Origin of the sequence: Sphingobium sp. V4 (assembly GCF_029590555.1) — a bacterium.
GTDB lineage: Bacteria > Pseudomonadota > Alphaproteobacteria > Sphingomonadales > Sphingomonadaceae > Sphingobium.
In genome coordinates, this window is sequence record NZ_CP081001.1 from 2620063 (window position 1) to 2637715 (window position 17653).

At 67.0% G+C, this 17653-nt stretch carries 17 protein-coding genes; 14 read left to right on the forward strand and 3 right to left on the reverse strand.

The features are described 5' to 3' along the window. Nucleotides 1-55: 55 nt before the first annotated feature. Together K3M67_RS13100 and K3M67_RS13105 are read left to right on the forward strand one after the other, a co-directional pair. On the forward strand, nucleotides 56-3223 hold the full coding sequence (locus K3M67_RS13100; protein ID WP_066861005.1) for an efflux RND transporter permease subunit: 3168 nt from the start codon (nucleotides 56-58) through the stop codon (nucleotides 3221-3223). 88 nt (nucleotides 3224-3311) lie between these two features. Continuing rightward, on the forward strand, nucleotides 3312-4577 hold the full coding sequence (locus tag K3M67_RS13105) for a DUF445 domain-containing protein (protein WP_285831665.1): 1266 nt from the start codon (nucleotides 3312-3314) through the stop codon (nucleotides 4575-4577). A 93-nt stretch (nucleotides 4578-4670) separates the two neighbouring features. Here the strand turns inward: K3M67_RS13105 and K3M67_RS13110 are convergent, their stop codons facing one another. Further along, nucleotides 4671-5252, reverse strand: coding sequence for an EF-hand domain-containing protein (locus tag K3M67_RS13110; RefSeq protein ID WP_285831666.1), 582 nt, complete (start codon nucleotides 5250-5252; stop codon nucleotides 4671-4673). A gap of 211 nt (nucleotides 5253-5463) precedes the next feature. On the opposite strand from K3M67_RS13110, the gene K3M67_RS13115 reads away from it, so the two are divergent. The 6 genes from K3M67_RS13115 (at nucleotide 5464) to ribH (ending at nucleotide 10186) form a co-directional block, all read left to right on the forward strand. Further along, nucleotides 5464-6159 carry an energy transducer TonB gene (locus K3M67_RS13115; protein WP_502958906.1) on the forward strand — a complete coding sequence of 232 codons (696 nt, stop codon included), beginning with the start codon at nucleotides 5464-5466 and terminating at the stop codon, nucleotides 6157-6159. A 77-nt stretch (nucleotides 6160-6236) separates the two neighbouring features. Next, nucleotides 6237-6734 carry a hypothetical protein gene (locus tag K3M67_RS13120; RefSeq protein ID WP_066860995.1) on the forward strand — a complete coding sequence of 166 codons (498 nt, stop codon included), beginning with the start codon at nucleotides 6237-6239 and terminating at the stop codon, nucleotides 6732-6734. 5 nt (nucleotides 6735-6739) lie between these two features. After that, nucleotides 6740-7723, forward strand: coding sequence for a bifunctional diaminohydroxyphosphoribosylaminopyrimidine deaminase/5-amino-6-(5-phosphoribosylamino)uracil reductase RibD (gene ribD / locus K3M67_RS13125; RefSeq protein WP_269747259.1), 984 nt, complete (start codon nucleotides 6740-6742; stop codon nucleotides 7721-7723). Between the two features lie 59 nt (nucleotides 7724-7782). Beyond that, nucleotides 7783-8397 (forward strand): riboflavin synthase, encoded by a 615-nt coding sequence (locus K3M67_RS13130; protein ID WP_285831667.1) that lies wholly within the window; start codon nucleotides 7783-7785, stop codon nucleotides 8395-8397. Nucleotides 8398-8467: 70 nt separating this feature from the next. Further along, nucleotides 8468-9751 carry a 3,4-dihydroxy-2-butanone-4-phosphate synthase gene (gene ribB, locus K3M67_RS13135; RefSeq protein WP_285831668.1) on the forward strand — a complete coding sequence of 428 codons (1284 nt, stop codon included), beginning with the start codon at nucleotides 8468-8470 and terminating at the stop codon, nucleotides 9749-9751. 12 nt (nucleotides 9752-9763) lie between these two features. Continuing rightward, nucleotides 9764-10186 (forward strand): 6,7-dimethyl-8-ribityllumazine synthase, encoded by a 423-nt coding sequence (ribH, locus tag K3M67_RS13140; RefSeq protein WP_066860983.1) that lies wholly within the window; start codon nucleotides 9764-9766, stop codon nucleotides 10184-10186. 63 nt (nucleotides 10187-10249) lie between these two features. On the opposite strand, the gene K3M67_RS13145 is transcribed toward ribH, so the two are convergent. Beyond that, the gene (locus K3M67_RS13145; protein WP_285831669.1) at nucleotides 10250-11344 is read right to left on the reverse strand and encodes an alkene reductase; all 1095 of its coding nucleotides are present in this window, start codon (nucleotides 11342-11344) and stop codon (nucleotides 10250-10252) included. A gap of 69 nt (nucleotides 11345-11413) precedes the next feature. Between K3M67_RS13145 and K3M67_RS13150 the strand changes: the two genes are divergently transcribed. From K3M67_RS13150 to ssb, 6 genes are all read left to right on the forward strand, one after another. Beyond that, a complete protein-coding gene (locus K3M67_RS13150) occupies nucleotides 11414-12295 on the forward strand; it encodes a DMT family transporter (protein ID WP_066860982.1) in 882 nt (293 codons plus the stop codon). 68 nt (nucleotides 12296-12363) lie between these two features. Beyond that, nucleotides 12364-13026: a COQ9 family protein gene (locus tag K3M67_RS13155; RefSeq protein WP_066860979.1), complete on the forward strand. Its 663-nt coding sequence runs from the start codon at nucleotides 12364-12366 to the stop codon at nucleotides 13024-13026. An 87-nt stretch (nucleotides 13027-13113) separates the two neighbouring features. Next, entirely contained in the window at nucleotides 13114-13371 is a 258-nt protein-coding gene (locus K3M67_RS13160) for a FeoA family protein (protein WP_066860976.1), read from the forward strand. Continuing rightward, complete coding sequence (gene feoB / locus K3M67_RS13165) at nucleotides 13368-15242, forward strand: ferrous iron transporter B (protein WP_285831670.1); 1875 nt, start codon at nucleotides 13368-13370, stop codon at nucleotides 15240-15242. Before K3M67_RS13160 ends, feoB begins: the two co-directional genes overlap by 4 nt. A 141-nt stretch (nucleotides 15243-15383) precedes the next feature. Beyond that, nucleotides 15384-15956, forward strand: a complete 573-nt coding sequence (locus K3M67_RS13170) for a hypothetical protein (protein ID WP_285831671.1) — start codon at nucleotides 15384-15386, stop codon at nucleotides 15954-15956. Between the two features lie 73 nt (nucleotides 15957-16029). Beyond that, complete coding sequence (ssb, locus tag K3M67_RS13175) at nucleotides 16030-16614, forward strand: single-stranded DNA-binding protein (RefSeq protein WP_066860968.1); 585 nt, start codon at nucleotides 16030-16032, stop codon at nucleotides 16612-16614. Between the two features lie 98 nt (nucleotides 16615-16712). On the opposite strand, the gene K3M67_RS13180 is transcribed toward ssb, so the two are convergent. Further along, entirely contained in the window at nucleotides 16713-17591 is an 879-nt protein-coding gene (locus K3M67_RS13180) for a UTP--glucose-1-phosphate uridylyltransferase (RefSeq protein WP_066860965.1), read from the reverse strand. Nucleotides 17592-17653 lie beyond the last annotated feature (62 nt).

The window sequence follows — 17653 nt, forward strand, 5'->3', positions numbered from 1 at the left end:
CGCGCCGCAGGATGAGGAGGGGCGCGGATTTCCGCGTCCGGCGAAGGAAGCCGTCATGAATTTCCGCAATATTTCCGCATGGGCGATCCGCAACCCGGTAACGCCACTGGTCCTGTTCGCCGCACTGGTGCTGGCGGGCATCGTCAGCTTCATGCGGATGGACGTGAACAATAATCCGGACATCAGCTTCCCTGCGGTCAGCGTGATCGTCAGCCAGCCGGGCGCGGCGCCGACCGAGCTGGAAACGCAGGTCACGCAGCGGATCGAAGCGGCCGTGCGCGGGATCAGCGGCGTCGACGAGATCACCTCCTTCGCGTCCGAGGGCCGGTCGCTGACCAATGTCCAGTTCCAGATCGGCACGCCGGTCGACCGCGCGGTCAACGACGTCAAGAACGCCGTCGATCAGATCCGCAGCGACCTGCCGGAGGGCATATTGGAGCCGCAGGTCCAGCGCATCGACGTGGACGGAGGCCCGATCGCCTATTTCAGTGCCGAGGCGACCGACATGACGCTGGAGGAACTGTCCTGGTATGTCGACAATACGGTCGCCAAGCGGTTGCTGTCGGTCAGCGGCATGGCGGCCGTCAACCGGGGCGGCGGCGTCAGCCGGGAAATCCGCGTCATCCTGGACCCGGCCAAGCTGCAGGCGTTCGGCATCACTGCCGCGCAGGTGAACCAGCAGCTCAACCAGGTGAACCTGAACGCCGCCGGCGGACGGACCGAGATCGCCGGGGCCGAACAGTCGATCCGCGTGCTCGGCAACGCGCGCGATGCGCGCGGCCTGGGCGCGACCCAGATCGCCATTTCCGGCGGCCGCACGGTCAAGCTCGCCGACATCGCCGACGTGCGCGACATGTATGCCGAACAGCGCAGCAAGGCACTGATGAACGGCCGGCAGGTGACCAGCTTCAGCATGGAAAAGGCCAAGGGCGCGTCGGACGTCACCGTCTATGACGATGCGATGAAGGTGCTGGACAAGCTGAAGAAGGAAAATCCCAAGGTCCAGTTCAAGCAGCTCTACACCAGCGTCGACTATACCAAGGAGCAATATCACAGCGCCATGGCGGCGATGATCGAAGGCGCCGTGCTGGCCGTGGTCATCGTCTTCCTGTTCCTGCGCGACTGGCGCGCGACGATGATTTCCGCCCTCGCCATTCCGCTCTCGGCCATCCCGACCTTCTGGTTCATGGACATGATGGGCTTCACGCTGAACGGCATCTCGCTGCTGGCGTTGAGCCTGGTGGCAGGCGTGCTGGTCGACGACGCGATCGTGGAGATCGAGAATATCGTCCGCCACATGCGGATGGGCAAATCCGCCTATCAGGCATCCATCGACGCTGCCGACGAAATCGGCCTCGCCGTGCTCGCAACCACCATGGCGATCGTCGCGGTGTTCCTGCCGGTCGCGCTGATGCCCGGCATTTCGGGCCAGTTCTTCATCCAGTTCGGCATGACCGTGGTCGTTTCGGTGCTGATGAGCCTGGCCGTCGCCCGCCTCATCACGCCGATGATCGCCGCCTATTTCCTGAAGGCCCATGGCGAGGAGAGCCATGGCGAAGGCTGGATGATGGACCGTTACATGGACGTGCTGCGCTGGTCGCTCAACGACCGAAAGGCGAAGGCGCGGCGCGCACGCGGCGGAATCGGCAACCGGACCGTCGCCTTCTTAATCGACCACCGGGTCTGGACGATGGGCTTCGGCCTTCTGGCCTTCCTGGCTACGATCCTCGCCTTTTCGACCCTGCCGATGACGTTCCAGCCGACCATCAACACCGATTTCAGCCAGGTGAAGATCGAGACGGTGCCAGGCAGCACACTGGAGCAGACCACCGCCATCACCCGCAAGGTCGCCGACATGCTGGCGGCCGACACGGAGGTCGTCGATGCCGCTTTTGCGGATATCGAGCCGACCACGGCCGACATCTTCCTGACGCTGAAGAAGGACCGGCCGATCAGTTCGGTCGACTGGGAGCGCAAGATCGCGCCCAAATTCCAGACGATCGCCGATGCGCGGGTCAATTTTCAGTCGCAATCGGGCGGCGGCTTCGGCCGCGACATCATCATGATGTTCGGGTCCGACGACCCGGAAAAGCTGGACCAGACCGCAAACCGCCTGGTCGCCGAAATGGCCCGCATTCCGGAACTGCGTGCGCCGCGGGTACAAGGCGACATGCAGCGGCCGGAAATCATCATCAAGCCGCGCCTCGACCTGGCCGCGAGCCTGGGAGTGACCACGGCGGCGCTCAGCCAGTCGATCCGCATCGCGACCATCGGCGACATCGACCAGAACAGCGCCAAATTCTCGCTGTCGGACCGCCAGATCCCGATCCGCGTGTCGATCGCCGAGGACAGCCGCAAGGATATCGCGACGATCGAGAATATGCCGGTTCCCACCGTCAGCGGCGGGTCGGTCCCGCTCAAGGTCGTCGCCGACATCAGCTTCGGCGCCGGCCCGACGCAGATTCGCCGCTACAACCAGATCCGTCGCATCGTCGTGGGCGCGGACCTCGCGCCGGGCATCGTCACCAGCCAGGCCACTGCCAAGATCAACGCCCTGCCGCTGATGAAGGACATTGTCGAAGGCCGCATCCAGGGCGTGCAGAAGATCGACGCCGGCGACGCGAAATGGCAGGCGGAAATGCTCACCAATTTCGTCATCGCCGTCATTTCCGGCATCATGCTGGTACTGGCGGTCCTGGTGCTGCTCTACAAGCGGGTGATGCCCCCCTTCGTCAACCTGGGGTCGCTGCTGCTGGCGCCGCTGGGCGGCGCGGTGGCGCTGCACCTGACGGGCAATCCCATCTCGATGCCGGTGCTGATCGGCCTGCTGATGCTGCTGGGCATCGTCGCCAAGAACTCCATCCTGGTCATCGACTTCGCGCTGGAGGAAATGGAGAAGGGCGTGCCCAAATATGAGGCGATCGTCGATGCCGGACACAAGCGCGCCCAGCCGATCGTCATGACGACGGTCGCGATGGTGGCGGGCATGGTGCCGACCGCGCTCGCCTTGTCGGGCGACGGCGCATGGCGCGCGCCGATGGGCATCACCGTGATCGGCGGCCTGATCCTGTCCACTGTGCTGACGCTGGTGATCGTGCCGGCGAGCTTCAGCCTGGCGATCGGCCTGGAAAGCTGGATCGGCCCGCGCCTGGGCCGGGGCCTGCTGACCTACAAGCCGGGCGACGACAAGGACGGCGGCGGGCAAGTGCAGCCCGCCGAATGAGGCCAGGGCCGGCGCGTCGTCCTATCGGCGCGTCGGCAAAAAAGAAGGACTTGCCTGAACGAAACGGCAGCGTAACCGTTGGAGGGTGATGACGCTGCTTCGCCTGTCCCGGCCCAAGGATGTCGCCGACCCCCACCCGGCGCGGCGGATGCGGCTGGTGGCGACGGGTATGCTGGTGGCGATGGCCGCACTGTTCATCGTAGCGCGCGCCACCGCCCATCTCCATCCCGCCATCGGCTTCGTCCAGGCATTCGCCGAAGCGGCGATGGTCGGCGGCCTGGCCGACTGGTTCGCGGTGACGGCGCTGTTCCGTCACCCCCTTGGCCTCCCGATCCCCCACACCGCGATCATCCCGCGCAACAAGGACCGGATCGGCGACACGCTGGCCGCGTTCCTGCGCGACAATTTCCTGACCCCGGCGGTCGTCGCGCGCCGGATGCGACACATCGACGTCGCGGCGGCTGCCGGGCGCTTTCTCGCCAGCCCATCGGGCGGCGACGGGCGTCTGCGCGAAGGCGCCTCGCGCCTGATCGCCGACATATTGGAGGCGTTGGACCAGGAACGGCTCGGTGGCATGGTCAAGGGCGCGATCGGCCAGCGACTGCGAGCCATCCACATGGGGCCGCTGATCGGGCAGGCGATCGAGGCGGCGATGCGCGACGGCCGCCACGCCCCGGTCATGGACGGCATCGTCCACTGGGCCGACCGCACGCTGGAAGCCAACGAGCATCTGATCCGCCAGATGGTGCATGAACGCGCAGGCAAAGTGCTGCGCTGGACGGGCCTCGACGAAAATCTCGCCGACGCGATCCTGTCGGGCCTGCGCAAGCTGCTGTCCGACATGGCGGAAGACCCCGGCCATCCGCTAAGGCTGAAGGCGGAAGAAGGCATGGCCAAGCTGGCCTTCGACCTGCAATTCGACCTCGAGATGCAAGCAAAGGTGGCCAAGGTGCGCGACGAGATCGTCGACAATCCGGCGATGCAGCGCTGGATCGACGGGCTGTGGGAACAGGCGCGCGCCGGCCTGCTGCGCGCGGTACGCGATCCGGGCAAGGCGATGGCCGGACGGCTGGGCGAAGCGCTGCGCACGCTGGGCGGCACATTGCAGCAGGAAGCGGGCCTGCGGCTCGTCATCAACCGCTTCGTGCGCCGGGCGGCCGTCGGCGCGACCGCCGGCTATGGCGATGCGATCGTCCGGCTGGTCAGCGACACGGTGCGCGGCTGGGACGCGGGCACCGTCACCCAGCGGCTGGAACATGCGGTCGGGCGCGACCTGCAATATATCCGGGTCAACGGCACGCTGGTGGGCGGCCTCGTGGGCCTTGCCATCCACGCGGTCGACACGTTGTTCTAGCCGTGAAGGCCGGGGCGCGCCGGGCCAAACGGCGCGCCCCGGCGGAACCGGCCACGCAGAGGAGAAAGGCGGCCGGTCCCTGGACGAACGGGCTTATTCGCCGGGCGGCGGTCCCTCCCCGGCCGGCGGCGGCGGGGGCAGCTCCTCGGCGGTCAGCAGCCCATCGCCATTGCGGTCCTGGTCAGCGAACATGGCGAGCGCGGGCGCAAGAAATTCGGCGCGGTCGATCTGGCCATCGTCATTGCCGTCTTCGGGCCAGGGCATGGCTCGGCCAGGCGGGGACGGCGGCGGGCCACCGGCTTCGGCGCGTTCGCGAGGCGGACGGCCACCGGGCGGCGGACCACCGGCGCCGCCCCGGCCACCTGCTCCACCAGGACCACCTGCACCACCCGGGCCGCCACGCTCCCGGCCTTCCGGCGTCTCGCCCGCGGCGACGGGCCGTTCGCGCTCATGGCCCATCATCCGTTGCATCGCCTGCACCGGCACCTGTCCGTCGCCGTCCTGATCCATCAATCCGAAGCGACGCTCCATATAGGCGGTCATTTCGTCGCGGCTGATCTGTCCGTTCTGGTCGGCGTCAGCGGCCCAGGGACCGCCTTGCCCACCCTGCGGCTGGGCGGCAAGCGGCGCCGCGGCGGCGACCGAAAGGGTCAGAAGAAGGGAACGCAATCGCATGGAGGCTCCTGAAGACATGATCCTGTTTCACCCGTCGTCGCACTCCCGCTTTGCCCCCATATGTCGCGATGCAGCCCGAATGTTGCGCAAGAATTTTATGTTGCAACATATCATTATTTGATGTTGTATCATTTCATCTCGCCCGAGAATCCGGCAGGACCGGCGGTCGCGGGAGAGGATGCACAGGCAGAGGAGCCGAACGATGCGACTCATGGCGTTGGGAACGGGACAAGGGCAGGCGGGTCAGCAGGATATGGGCGCGCGCTACGGCGCCGCGCGAAAGTCGCCGCTGGGACTGGGCGGAACGGTGGCGGTCCATGCGCTGGTAATCGGCGCCTTCCTGCTGATCCCCAGAGAGGTGATCGAAACCGCTTTCACGCCGCCGCCGCTGACGACGACCCATATCCCGCTTTCCCCACCGCCCGAGCCGATCGTGGAGCCGCAGGCCGATCCGAAGATCCAGGCCCGCCCCCGTCAGCAGCAGCCCACCGTCGCCGACCCGGTGGTGGTCCTGCCCAACGGCGATCCGCCCATCACCGTGACACCCGGATCGGGGACCGGGACCGATCCGGGACCGGCCATCATCCTTCCCCCCGTCGAACCGCCGCGCCCGCCAGTACTGACCGAGCCGTCGATCGATCCGCGCGCCATGGCCGCGTTCCAGCCGGACTATCCCGGCGCCATGATTCGCCAGGGACTGGAAGGCGCGGTGACGGTTCGCGTGACGATCAGCCCGGAAGGGCGCGTCACCGATATCGAGAAACTGTCGGCGACCGATGAAAGCTTCTGGCTCGCGACCCAGCGGCACGCACTGCGCAAATGGCGCTTCCGCCCGGCGACTCGCGACGGGGTTGCGATCAGTGCGACCAAATCGCTGACCGTGCGGTTCACGCTGACGGATCGGTAAGGTCCGCGGTCTCCGGCCTTCGGCGTCGCAAATCCTGCACCTCCTGCCCGGGAGGGTTGCAGGAGAATGGAGCAGGCATGGACCATTTTGCATCTGCGCCCGCCCTGTCCTATAAGGGCGGCATGGCGATCTTTCCCCGTCCCGTTTCCCCCAAGAGCGCGCTTGGCGACTTCTGGGGCTATTTCCGTCAGCAGCGCCAGCATAAATGGCCGCTGCTGGGCCTGTCCGTCGCGCTCACCTGGGTGATCGTGTGGACCTTCGTCATCGACGCGAACACCAATACGATGCCGACGCGCAACAAGATCATCTATGTCGAAAGCTGGGACGCGAACCGATCCGACGCGGCGATCATCCTCCAGCAAAAGATCGACTTCGCCAAGCGTGAGGCGGCGCTGCTCAAGCAGCAGAAGAAGATGCAGGGCTATGCCGACGCCTTCGGCATCGAATGGCGCGCGGAAGAGGCCCGCAATACCGCAAGGCGCAAGGAAGCGGTCAAGGCGATCGACGCACTGCTCGACGAGCGGCTGGCCAAGGCGGAAAAGGCCGCGCCGAAAGCGGGCGCCGCCCAGCCCTGACCGGCATGACTTCGCCCCGAGACGACACGCGCCTGATGGCCGCGGCCATCGCCCTGTCGCGGCGCGGGCGCGGCCTTTCCACGCCCAATCCCAATGTCGGTTGCCTTGTCGTCCGCGACGGCCAGGTCGTCGGACGCGGCTGGACCCAGAAGGGCGGCCGCCCCCATGCCGAGGCGCAGGCGCTGGAGCAGGCGATGGACCGGGCGCGCGGGGCTTGCTGCTATGTGACGCTGGAACCCTGTTTCCACCTGTCCCCACGCGGCCCGCGCTGCGCCGATCTGATGGCGCGCGCCGGGGTTTCCCGCGTGGTGATCGCGCTGCGCGATCCCGATCCACGCACCGATGGACAGGGCGCCGCCTGGCTACGCGATCGGGGCATTGCCGTCGAAATGGGGCTGATGGCGGACGAGGCGGCCGCCGCGATGGCGGGGTTCGTGTTACGCCAGACGCTGGGCCGACCGCATGTGACGCTCAAGCTGGGCCTCTCGCTCGACGGCCGGATCGCGCTCAGGGACGGGGCGAGTCGCTGGATCACCGGGCCGGACGCGCGCGCCCACGCCCACATGGAGCGGGCGCGGCATGACGCCATCCTGGTGGGTGGGGGCACGTTGCGCGCCGATGCGCCCCGCCTCGACGTGCGCCTGCGCGGGCTGGAGGATCGCTCGCCCCGCCGGCTGCTGCTGACCCGGAAGGATGCGCCCAGGGGCTGGACGCGGATCGGCGCGCCCGAAGAAATCGCCGCGCTCGACCGGGTGGACCATCTGCTGGTCGAGGGCGGCGCGGAAACCGCAGCGGCCTTTCTGCGCGCGGACCTGGTGGACCGGCTGCTCCTCTATCGCGCGCCGATCGTCATCGGCGCCGGGCTGGCGGGGATCGGCGACATCGGCCTTGCCGACCTGGCCCACGCTCATGACCGCTGGCGCATCGCCGAAACGCGTGCGCTGGGCGTCGACCGGCTGGAGGTTTACGAGCGGGTGCGGAGCGCCTAGATCAGCGCGCGACGCATCCCGTTCTGAAGGAACGGACGGAATTCAGGAACTGTCGCTTTATGTTCACCGGCATCATCACCGACATCGGCATCATCCGCAGCCATGAGCAGCGCGGCGACCTGCGGCTCGTCATCGGCTGCGCCTATGCCATGGACGGCGTCGCGATCGGCGCGTCGATCGCCTGTTCGGGCGCCTGCCTGACGGTGGTGGAAAAGGGCGAGGACTGGTTCGCGGTCGACCTGTCGGCCGAAACGGTGGCGCGCACCGCACCGCGCCTGTGGGAACAGGGCGGCCGCCTGAACCTCGAGCGCGCGCTCAAGGTCGGCGACGAACTGGGTGGCCATATCGTCACCGGCCATGTCGATGGCATCGGCTATCTGGTGTCGGCCGTCCATGAAGGCGATTCGACCCGGCTCGTCATCCGCGCACCGGCCGAACTGGCGCCGGCCCTCGCCACCAAGGGCTCGATCACCCTCGACGGCATCTCGCTGACGGTGAACAGCGTCGAGGACCAGGCCGATGGCAGCGTGCATTTCGGCCTCAACATCATTCCCCACACCGCCGCCGCGACGACGCTGAACGCGCTGCCCGAAAGCCGCGCGTTCAACCTGGAGATCGACGTGCTGGCACGCTATCTCGACCGGATGCAGAGCCTTCGCAACCGCACAATGTGATTGCGCCTTGCAATAATCACATTGCGGTGTGATATACGCCCCCTATCCCATCCGGGGAAGGAGTCGTTTCATGTCGTCTGCACTTCTCGATACCGTCCGCACCCTCGTCACCGACGGCGGCATGTCCCGTTCCGGCCTGGCCCGGGCCGCTGGCCTGCACGCCAATTCGCTGCGCAAGCTGGGCGAGGCGGACTGGAATCCGACCGCCGAGACGCTGGGCAAGCTGGAAGCCTATCTGCTGAAGCGCGAGGGCGGCACCGCGCTCGCCAGCCCCGAAGAGATCATCAACGAGGCCCGCAACGGCCGCATGTTCATCCTGGTCGATGACGAGGATCGGGAAAATGAGGGCGACCTCGTCATCCCCGCACAGATGGCGACCCCCGATGCGATCAACTTCATGGCGACCCATGGCCGCGGTCTCATCTGCCTGGCGCTGACCAAGGACCGGGTCGAGCATCTGGGCCTGGACCTGATGAGCCGCAACAACGGCACCCGGCACGAAACCGCCTTCACCGTGTCGATCGAAGCGCGCGAGGGCGTCACCACCGGCATCAGCGCCGCCGACCGCGCCCGCACCATTTCCGTCGCGATCGACGGGTCGAAGGGCAAGGCCGACATCGTGACGCCGGGCCATGTCTTCCCGCTGGTGGCCCGCGACGGCGGCGTGCTGGTACGCACCGGCCACACCGAGGCGGCGGTCGACGTGGCGCGGCTCGCGGGCCTGAACCCCTCGGGCGTTATCTGCGAGGTGATGAAGGATGACGGCACCATGGCGCGCCTCGACGACCTCATCCCCTTCGCCCAGAAGCACAAGATGAAGATCGGCACGATCCGTGACCTCATCGCCTATCGCCGCCGCCACGACCATATGGTCGAACGCCGCGCGGAAGCGAACTTCCAGAGCCAATGGGGCGGCGAATGGAAGGCGATCACCTTCTATAACAAGGCGACCCATACCGAGCAGATGGTGTTGCAGAAGGGGCATGTCGTGCCCGACCAGCCGACTCTGGTGCGGATGCATCAATTGTCGCTGCTGGACGATGTCTATGGAGCCAACGGCAAGCGCGCGGGCCTGCTCGCCCGGTCGATGGAAATCGTGGCGGAGGAAGGCGCCGGCCTCATCGTGATGCTGACCGGCAGCCAGCGCGACGATTTCCTGACCCAGAGCATCCGGTCCCATGCCGGCCAGAAGGTCGCCGGCATGGACGAACTGCGCGACTATGGCGTGGGCGCACAGATACTGGCGGAGCTGGGCGTGCATGACATGGTCCTGCTCAGCAACAGCCACCACAGCCTGATCGCGCTTGACGGCTATGACCTGTCCGTGGTTGGGCAGCGGCCGATCGAACTGTAAGAGGATATCAGCATGGCCAAGTTCCTGATCGTCGAAGCGCGCTTCTACGACCATCTCAACGACCTGCTGATCGAAGGCGCGAAGGCCGCGCTGGACGATGCCGGCCACAAATATGAGGTGGTGACGGTGCCGGGCGCGCTGGAGATTCCCGGCGCGGTGGCGATGGCGGCGGAAACCGGCCGCTATGACGGCTTCGTCGCGATCGGCGTCGTGATCCGCGGCGAAACCTATCATTTCGAAGTGGTGTCGAACGAAAGCGCGCGCGGCCTGATGGCGCTCAGCATGGACGGCATCGCCATCGGCAACGGCATCCTGACCGTGGAAAATGAGGAGCAGGCGCTGGTGCGCGCCCGTCCCGACCAGAAGGACAAGGGCGGCGAAGCGGCCAAGGCGGCGATCGCCATGCTGGCGCTGCGCGAAAAATTCGGCGCCTGATCCGGCCCCGAAGACTGGCAGGAAAAAGCCGGGCCGGACCCGATGTCCGGCCGGGCTTCTGATTCAGGCCGCCGCCTTTTCCTGCTCCAGCGTCGGATAGTCGGTATAGCCCTCGGCCGTTGGACCATACCAGGTCGTCATCTCCCGGGGCGGATTGAGCGGCGCGTCGGTCCGAAGGCGCTCGACCAGATCGGGATTGGCCATCAGCGGGCGGCCGAAGCTGATCGCGTCTGCCAGCCCGCTGGCCAGGTCCGCCTGCGCCCGCTCCGCGTCATAATCGCTGTTGAGCACCAGCGGCCCCTTGAAATGCTGGCGGATCAGCGGGGACTGGCGCGGGACGTCGGTGGCGCCGAAGGTGCCGTCCGGTCCGGGTTCGCGCAATTCCAGGAAGGCAATGCCGATCGCGTCGAGTACATCGGCGGCATGGGCAAAGAGGCTGGCCGGATCGCTGTCGTTCACCCCCTGCGAATCGCCGTTGGGCGACAGGCGCACCGACACGCGGTCAGCGCCGATCGCATCCACCACCGCCTGCGTCACCTCGCCCAGCAGGCGCACGCGATTTTCGACGCTGCCGCCATAGGCATCGTCGCGGAAATTGCTGTTGTCGCGAAGGAATTCGTCGATCAGATAGCCGTTCGCGGCATGGATCTGCACCCCGTCGAAGCCGGCGGCGATCGCATTGTGCGCAGCGCGGACATAGCTGTCGATCAGCCCCGGAATTTCCTCCAGCGCCAGCGGCCGCGCGGTCTCGTAGGGCTTCTTGCCCTCATAGGTATGCGCGTCGCCGGGCGCCGCGGTAGCGCTGGCAGACACCGGCTGCTCGCCGGTCACGCTGCTGTGGACGGCGCGGCCCATATGCCAGAGCTGGACGATGATCCGGCCGCCCTTGTCATGCACGGCCTGCGTCACCGGCTTCCAGGCGGCGACCTGCTCGTCGGACCAGATGCCCGGCGCATAGGGCCAGCCCAGCGCTTGGCGCGAAATGCCGGTCGCCTCGCTGATGATCAGGCCGGCCGAGGCGCGCTGTGCATAATAATCGGCCATGATCGGGGTGGGTACATGGTCGCGGGTGGCGCGACCGCGGGTCAGCGGGGCCATCAGCACGCGGTTGGGCGCGCTGACCGCGCCGAGTTGGACGGGATCGAACAGGGTCGTCACGAAATTCTCCCTCATCATGGTTGCAAAATGCAACGGGACTTGATGCGCAAAGCCAGCTAGGGAGCCGCCATGCCGACTTCAACCCCTGCCGCGACAATCATCATGCCGCGCGCCGCCTTTCCCGCCCTGATCCTGGCGAACCTGATCCTGCCGCTGGGGCCGGTGCTGGTGCGGCTCTCGGACGTCGGCCCGGTCGCTGCGGCCTTCTGGCGCCTCAGCCTCGCCTTGCCCTTCCTCGTTCTGCTGGCGCTGCCGGGACTGAAGCGCACGCCGCCCATGCGGCGTGAATGGATCGCCCTCGCCCTGTCCGGATTGGTGTTCGCGCTGGACCTCGCTGCCTGGCATATCGGCATTCTCTACACCAAAGTCGCCAATGCCACGATTTTCGGAAATCTGAGCGGCCTGTTCCTGCCCGCCTGGGCGCTGCTGGTGCTGCGCCAGCGCCCGACAGCGATCCAGGCCGCCGCGCTGGCGCTGGCCGGCACGGGCGCGCTGATGATGATGGGCGGCAGCTATGAACTGTCCATCGGCAATTTCCATGGCGACCTGCTCTGCCTGCTCGCGGGGATATTCTACACCGCCTATCTGCTGATCGTGCAGGGCGCGCGCGAACGGCTCGACGCCTGGTCGGTGCTGGCGGCGTCGAGCGCGGCAAGCACCCCGGTGCTGCTGCTCTGCGCGCTGGCGCTGGGCGAAACCATCATGCCGCACGACTGGACGCCGCTCATCCTGCTCGCCCTGTCCAGCCAGCTGGTCGGCCAGGGGCTGCTCACCTACGCAATCGGCTGGTTCTCGCCGCTGGTCCTGGGACTGAGCCTGCTGCTGCAACCGGCCGTGTCGGCGCTGCTGGGGTGGCTGCTGTTCGACGAGTGGCTGGGTCCGATCGACATGCTGGGAACGGCGGCAGTGGCGGCCGCGCTGGTGCTTGTGCGCCTGCCGGGACGCGCCTGATTTGCTGGCCGCGATTTCCGAGCCCTCCGCTGTTCCATCTGACGGGAAATCGCTCTAGGTTGCCCGGCATGAGCGACATCTCCGACCTCACCCTCGATGAAATCCGTGCCCTGCTGGCGCCCGGGCTGGCGCGCCACGCCGCCTTCGACGGCTGGCGACCCCAAGCGGTTGCGATGGCGTCGGCGGAGAAAGGCGTCGATGCCGAAATCGCCCAGCTCGCCTTCGCCGACGGCGCGGTCGACATGATCGACGCCTGGTTCGCCAGCATCGACGCCCGGATGAGCGACGCGCTCCCCGCCGAGGCGCTGGCGACATTGTCGATTCGTCGGAAGATCATCGCCCTGGTCGAAGCCCGGCTGGCGCTGCTGGCGCCCGATCGCGAAGCGTTGCGTCGCGCGCTCGCCATCCTCGCCCTGCCGACTAACGCCCCGCGCGCGGCAAAGCTGGCCTGGCGCGCGGCCGACATCATGTGGCGCGCCGCCGGCGACACCGCGACCGATTTCAATCACTACAGCAAGCGCACGACGCTGACTGCGGTCTATGCCTCCACCCTGCTGGTCTTCGTCGATGACGAGAGCGAGGACCATGCCGACAGCCGCGCCTTCCTCGCGCGCCGGATCGAGGGCGTGATGCGGTTCGAACAGGCCAAGGCCAAATGGAAGGGCATCGGCGGCGGCGAACGGCTCAGCCTGTCGCGCTTCATCGGTCGGCTGCGCTATCCGCCAGCATGATCTGCCGTCGCGGGGCCACGATTCCCGCTGGCCATTTCGTATCGGTATTGATAGTCACTCGCAGAAATAGCCTGTGAGTGCTTTCCCTTGCGTCTGACCGACCTGCCTTTGCGCCAACCCGCCTATGTCGACCTGATCGACTGGTCCGCCCTCTCCGCTATCGAGGGGCAGCGCCTGCGGGAATTCGGCCTGTGCGAGGGCGCTAGCGTCGAAACGCTGCACCATGGTGGCTTTTTCGGACGCGGGCCTATCGCCTGCCGGATCGGCCGCATGACCATCGCCATGCGCCGCAATCATGCTGCCGCCGTGACCGTCCGTACTGGACCGCAGGAGGGCGACGCATGAGCGGCCTGCCCCTGATCGCGCTGGTCGGCAATCCCAATGCGGGCAAGAGCGCGCTGTTCAACGCCCTGACCGGCGCGCGGCAGAAGCTCGGCAATTATCCGGGCGTGACGGTGGAGCGCAAGGCCGGCCGCTTGTCGCTGTCGGACGGCCGCCCGGTCGAGTTGGTCGATCTGCCCGGCACCTACAGCCTGGACCCGGCCAGCCCGGACGAGCAAGTGACGCGCGACGTGGTGATGGGCCGGCAGGTCGGCGAGAGACGGCCCGATGCCCTGGTGATCGTAGTCGACGCGGCCAATCTGGACAATCATCTGCGCTTCGCGCTGGAACTGATCGCGCTCGGCCTGCCGACGATCGTCGCGCTCAACATGGTGGACCTCGCCACCCGCGACGGGCTGGAACTGGACGCCGCCATCCTGTCGCGCGAACTGGGCGTGCCGGTCGTTTCGACCGTTGCAGTGCGCAAGCGCGGGCTCGATCATCTGCGCACCGAACTGGAAAGCCTGCTGAACGGCGCGCCGCGCCCCTATCCTGCCGGACAGGACCGGGATTTCGACGCGACCCGGCGCGAAGCTCAACGGATCGCGCGCGCCACGATCGTGCGCGAAACGCCCTCGCGTCGCCTCACCGCGGCGGTAGACAGGGTCGCTCTGCATCCCGTCTTCGGCCTCATCCTGCTGCTCGGCCTGCTCTTCATCATGTTCCAGGCGGTCTATGCCTGGTCGGAAGCGCCGATCGCCATGATCGAGGGCTTTGCCGAAGCGGCCGCCAACGCGGCCCGAGACGCCCTACCCGACGGCATTCTCCGCTCCTTCCTGGTCGACGGCGTCATCAATGGCGTGGGTTCGGTGGTGGTGTTCCTGCCGCAGATCCTGATCCTCTTCTTCTTCATCCTGATGCTGGAGGCGACCGGCTACATGGTCCGCGCCGCCTTCCTGATGGATGGGCTGATGGCGAAGGTGGGCCTTTCGGGCCGCGCCTTCATTCCGCTGCTTTCCTCCTTCGCCTGCGCCATTCCCGGCATCATGGCCACGCGCACCATCTCCGACCCCAGAGACCGGCTGACCACCATCCTGATCGCGCCGCTGATGACCTGTTCGGCGCGCCTGCCGGTCTATGCCGTCATCATCGGCGCCTTCATCCCGGCTCGCGACATTTTCGAGTTCGGGGGGGGCCTCGGCATCGGCCTCCAGGGCTTCGTACTCTTCTGCCTCTATGTCGCGGGCATCGTCGGCGCCATGCTGGTCGCCCTCGTCCTGCGGCTCACCGTCACCAAGGGCGCGAGCGGCGGCTTCCTGATGGAAATGCCCAAATATCAATGGCCGCGCCCGCAGGACATCCTGCTTGGCCTGTGGCAGCGCGCGATCATCTTCCTCAAGCGCGCGGGCACCATCATCTTCGCCTCGACCGTGATCCTGTGGCTCCTGCTCAGCTTCCCGCGCGTGCCGGACGGCGATCCCACCAGCCAGGTCGACCATTCGATCGCGGGCCGGATCGCGAGCGGCCTCAATGTCGTGCTCGAACCGATCGGCTTCAACCGCGACATTTCGCTGGCGCTGATCCCCGCCATGGCCGCGCGCGAAGTCGCCGTGTCGGCGCTCGCGACCGTCTATTCGATCGACGCGGGCGATGACGAGGCAGCGCTGGAACAGAGCCTGGGCGACCGGCTCAAGAACCAGTGGCCGCTGCCGACCGCCCTCGCCTTCCTTGCCTGGTTCATCTTCGCGCCCCAGTGCATTTCCACCATCGCGGTGACGCGGCGCGAGACCAATGGCTGGAAATGGCCGATGTTCATGGTCGGCTATCTCTTCGTGCTGGCCTATGTTGCGGCGGGCCTGACCTATTGGACCGCGACGGCGCTGGGCGTGGGATAAGGGGGATTGGCCGGCGACCGGAAAGGTCGTTCGGCACGCCCAGCCGCTCTCCAACCGCGGTTCGCGATTTTGCGGCGGATCAAGGCCGGGCGCTCCATGACGGGATAACGGGGCCGGACATCGACCCACGGACGTCCACCCATGCCCACCCTGCCCTTCCTTCTTTCCGTATGGGCGCTGCTGCTGACGCCTGGCCCCACCAACATGCTGATGGCGCTGTCCGGCGCGCAGGGCGGATGGCGCCGGACGGCACGGCTCGTGCCGGTGGAAATGGCGGCCTATCTGGCCGTCGTACTGCCGGTCGCGATGCTGGGGACGGAGGTCATGGCCGACTGGCCCCGACTGGCGCAGACGGTCAAGCTCGCGGCAGCGGCATGGGCGCTCCATCTGGCGCTGGCGCTGTGGCGCACGCCCATGGAGGGGGCCGTCGCACCCGCCGTGGACGCACGCCGGCTGTTCGTCACCACCCTCCTCAATCCCAAGGGGCTGATCGTCGCGCTGGCGCTCTTGCCGCCGCCGCGCGCACCGGCCTTCCTGCCGCATGTTGCCCTGTTCGCTGCCTCCATTTTCCTCTGCGCGCTGTTCTGGACGGCACTGGGCGGGCAATGCGGGGGCCGTGGCGACGGGCACCGGGCGCCCTGGCTCCGCCGCGCGGCCGCATCCTGGCTGGCGCTGCTTTCGGGCGGCCTCGCCCTTGGCGCGCTGGCGCATTGAACCTGCGCCCAAGTCCGTTCTGGACCTCCCAAAACAGGCCGCTATAAGGGCCGGCTAACGCGTTGGAGGAAACATGGCAGGCTCGGTCAACAAGGTCATTCTGGTCGGCAATCTCGGCGCCGATCCGGAGGTCAAGAGCTTCCAGAATGGCGGCAAGGTGTGCAATCTGCGCATCGCCACGTCCGAAAGCTGGAAGGACCGCATGACCGGGGAGCGCAAGGAGCGCACCGAATGGCATAGCGTCGCCATCTTTTCCGAAGGGCTGGTGGGCGTCGCCGAACGCTTCCTGCGCAAGGGATCGAAAGTCTATATCGAGGGCCAGCTGCGCACTCGCAAGTGGCAGGACCAGTCGGGCAATGACCGCTACACCACCGAAGTCGTGCTTCAGGGACTGGGATCGGTGCTGACCATGCTGGACGGCGCGCCGGGCGCCGGCGGCCAAGGCGGCGGCGGCGGCCGTTCGCAGGGCGTGAGCGACTGGAGCGGCGGATCGAGCGGCTTTGGCGGCGGCGACTATGATGATTTCGGCGGCGGTCAGGGCGGCGGCTTCGGCGGCGGACGCGGCTCGTCGGGCGGCGGCAATTTCGGCGGCGGCAGCCGTGGCGGTGCGGGCAGCCCCAATTTCGACAATGACCTGGATGATGAAGTGCCCTTCTGAGGCGCACGCTGCCAGGACATGAAAAAAGGGCGGCTCCCCCCCTCGGGGGCCGCCCTTTTTGCTGGCCGCCCGCCCTCCGGCGGGCCGCGATGGTCCGATCAGCGGGCCAGCTCTTCCTGGGCGAAGGCGCGGATATGATCCTTGAGATCGGCGCGCTCCAGCGCCAGCGCGAGATTGGCCTCGATATAGCCGGCCTTGGACCCGCAGTCGAAGCGGCGGCCGTCGAAGGTCACGCCGTGGAACGGCTGGCTCCCGATCATGGAGGCCATGGCGTCGGTCAGCTGGATTTCCCCGCCTGCGCCTTTTTCCTGGGTCTCCAATATCTTCATCACCTGCGGTTGCAGGATATAGCGGCCCGGCACGATCAGGTTCGACGGCGCGGAGCCGAGCGCGGGCTTTTCCACCAGCCCCTTCACCTCGGTCAGCGCGCCATCGCGGGCGCCCGGATCGATCACGCCATAGCTGGGCGTCTGGTCCATGGGGATTTCGAGCGCGCAGACCAGATTGCCGCCGACCTTGTCATAGGCGTCGACCATCTGCTTGAGGCAGCCACGGCCGGGCGCGCCCTTCATGAATTCATCCGGCAGCAGGATGGCGAAGGGCTCGTCGCCCACGATGTCGCGGGCCACCCAGATCGCATGGCCCAGGCCCAGCGGCTCCTGCTGACGCAGGAAGACCGCGTTGCCCGGCATCAGCCGCGTGCCGTCCAGCGCGGACAGATCCTTGCCGCGTTCGCGCTGGGTCGCCTCAGCCTCGTAGGCGATGTCGAAATAATCCTCGATCGCGCCCTTCCCCCGGCCGGTGACGAAGATCATCTGCTCGATCCCCGCCTCGCGAGCTTCGTCGACCGCATATTGGATCAGTGGCCGATCCACCACGGGCAGCAATTCCTTGGGTACCGCCTTTGTTGCTGGAAGAAAACGGGTGCCAAGACCGGCAACCGGAAAGATGGCTTTGCGAATAGGCTTGTGAGACATGCTGCTCCATTCTCGCTGCAACGCGAAAAACGCGTCTGGAATCGCGTGAAAGACCGTAGAGA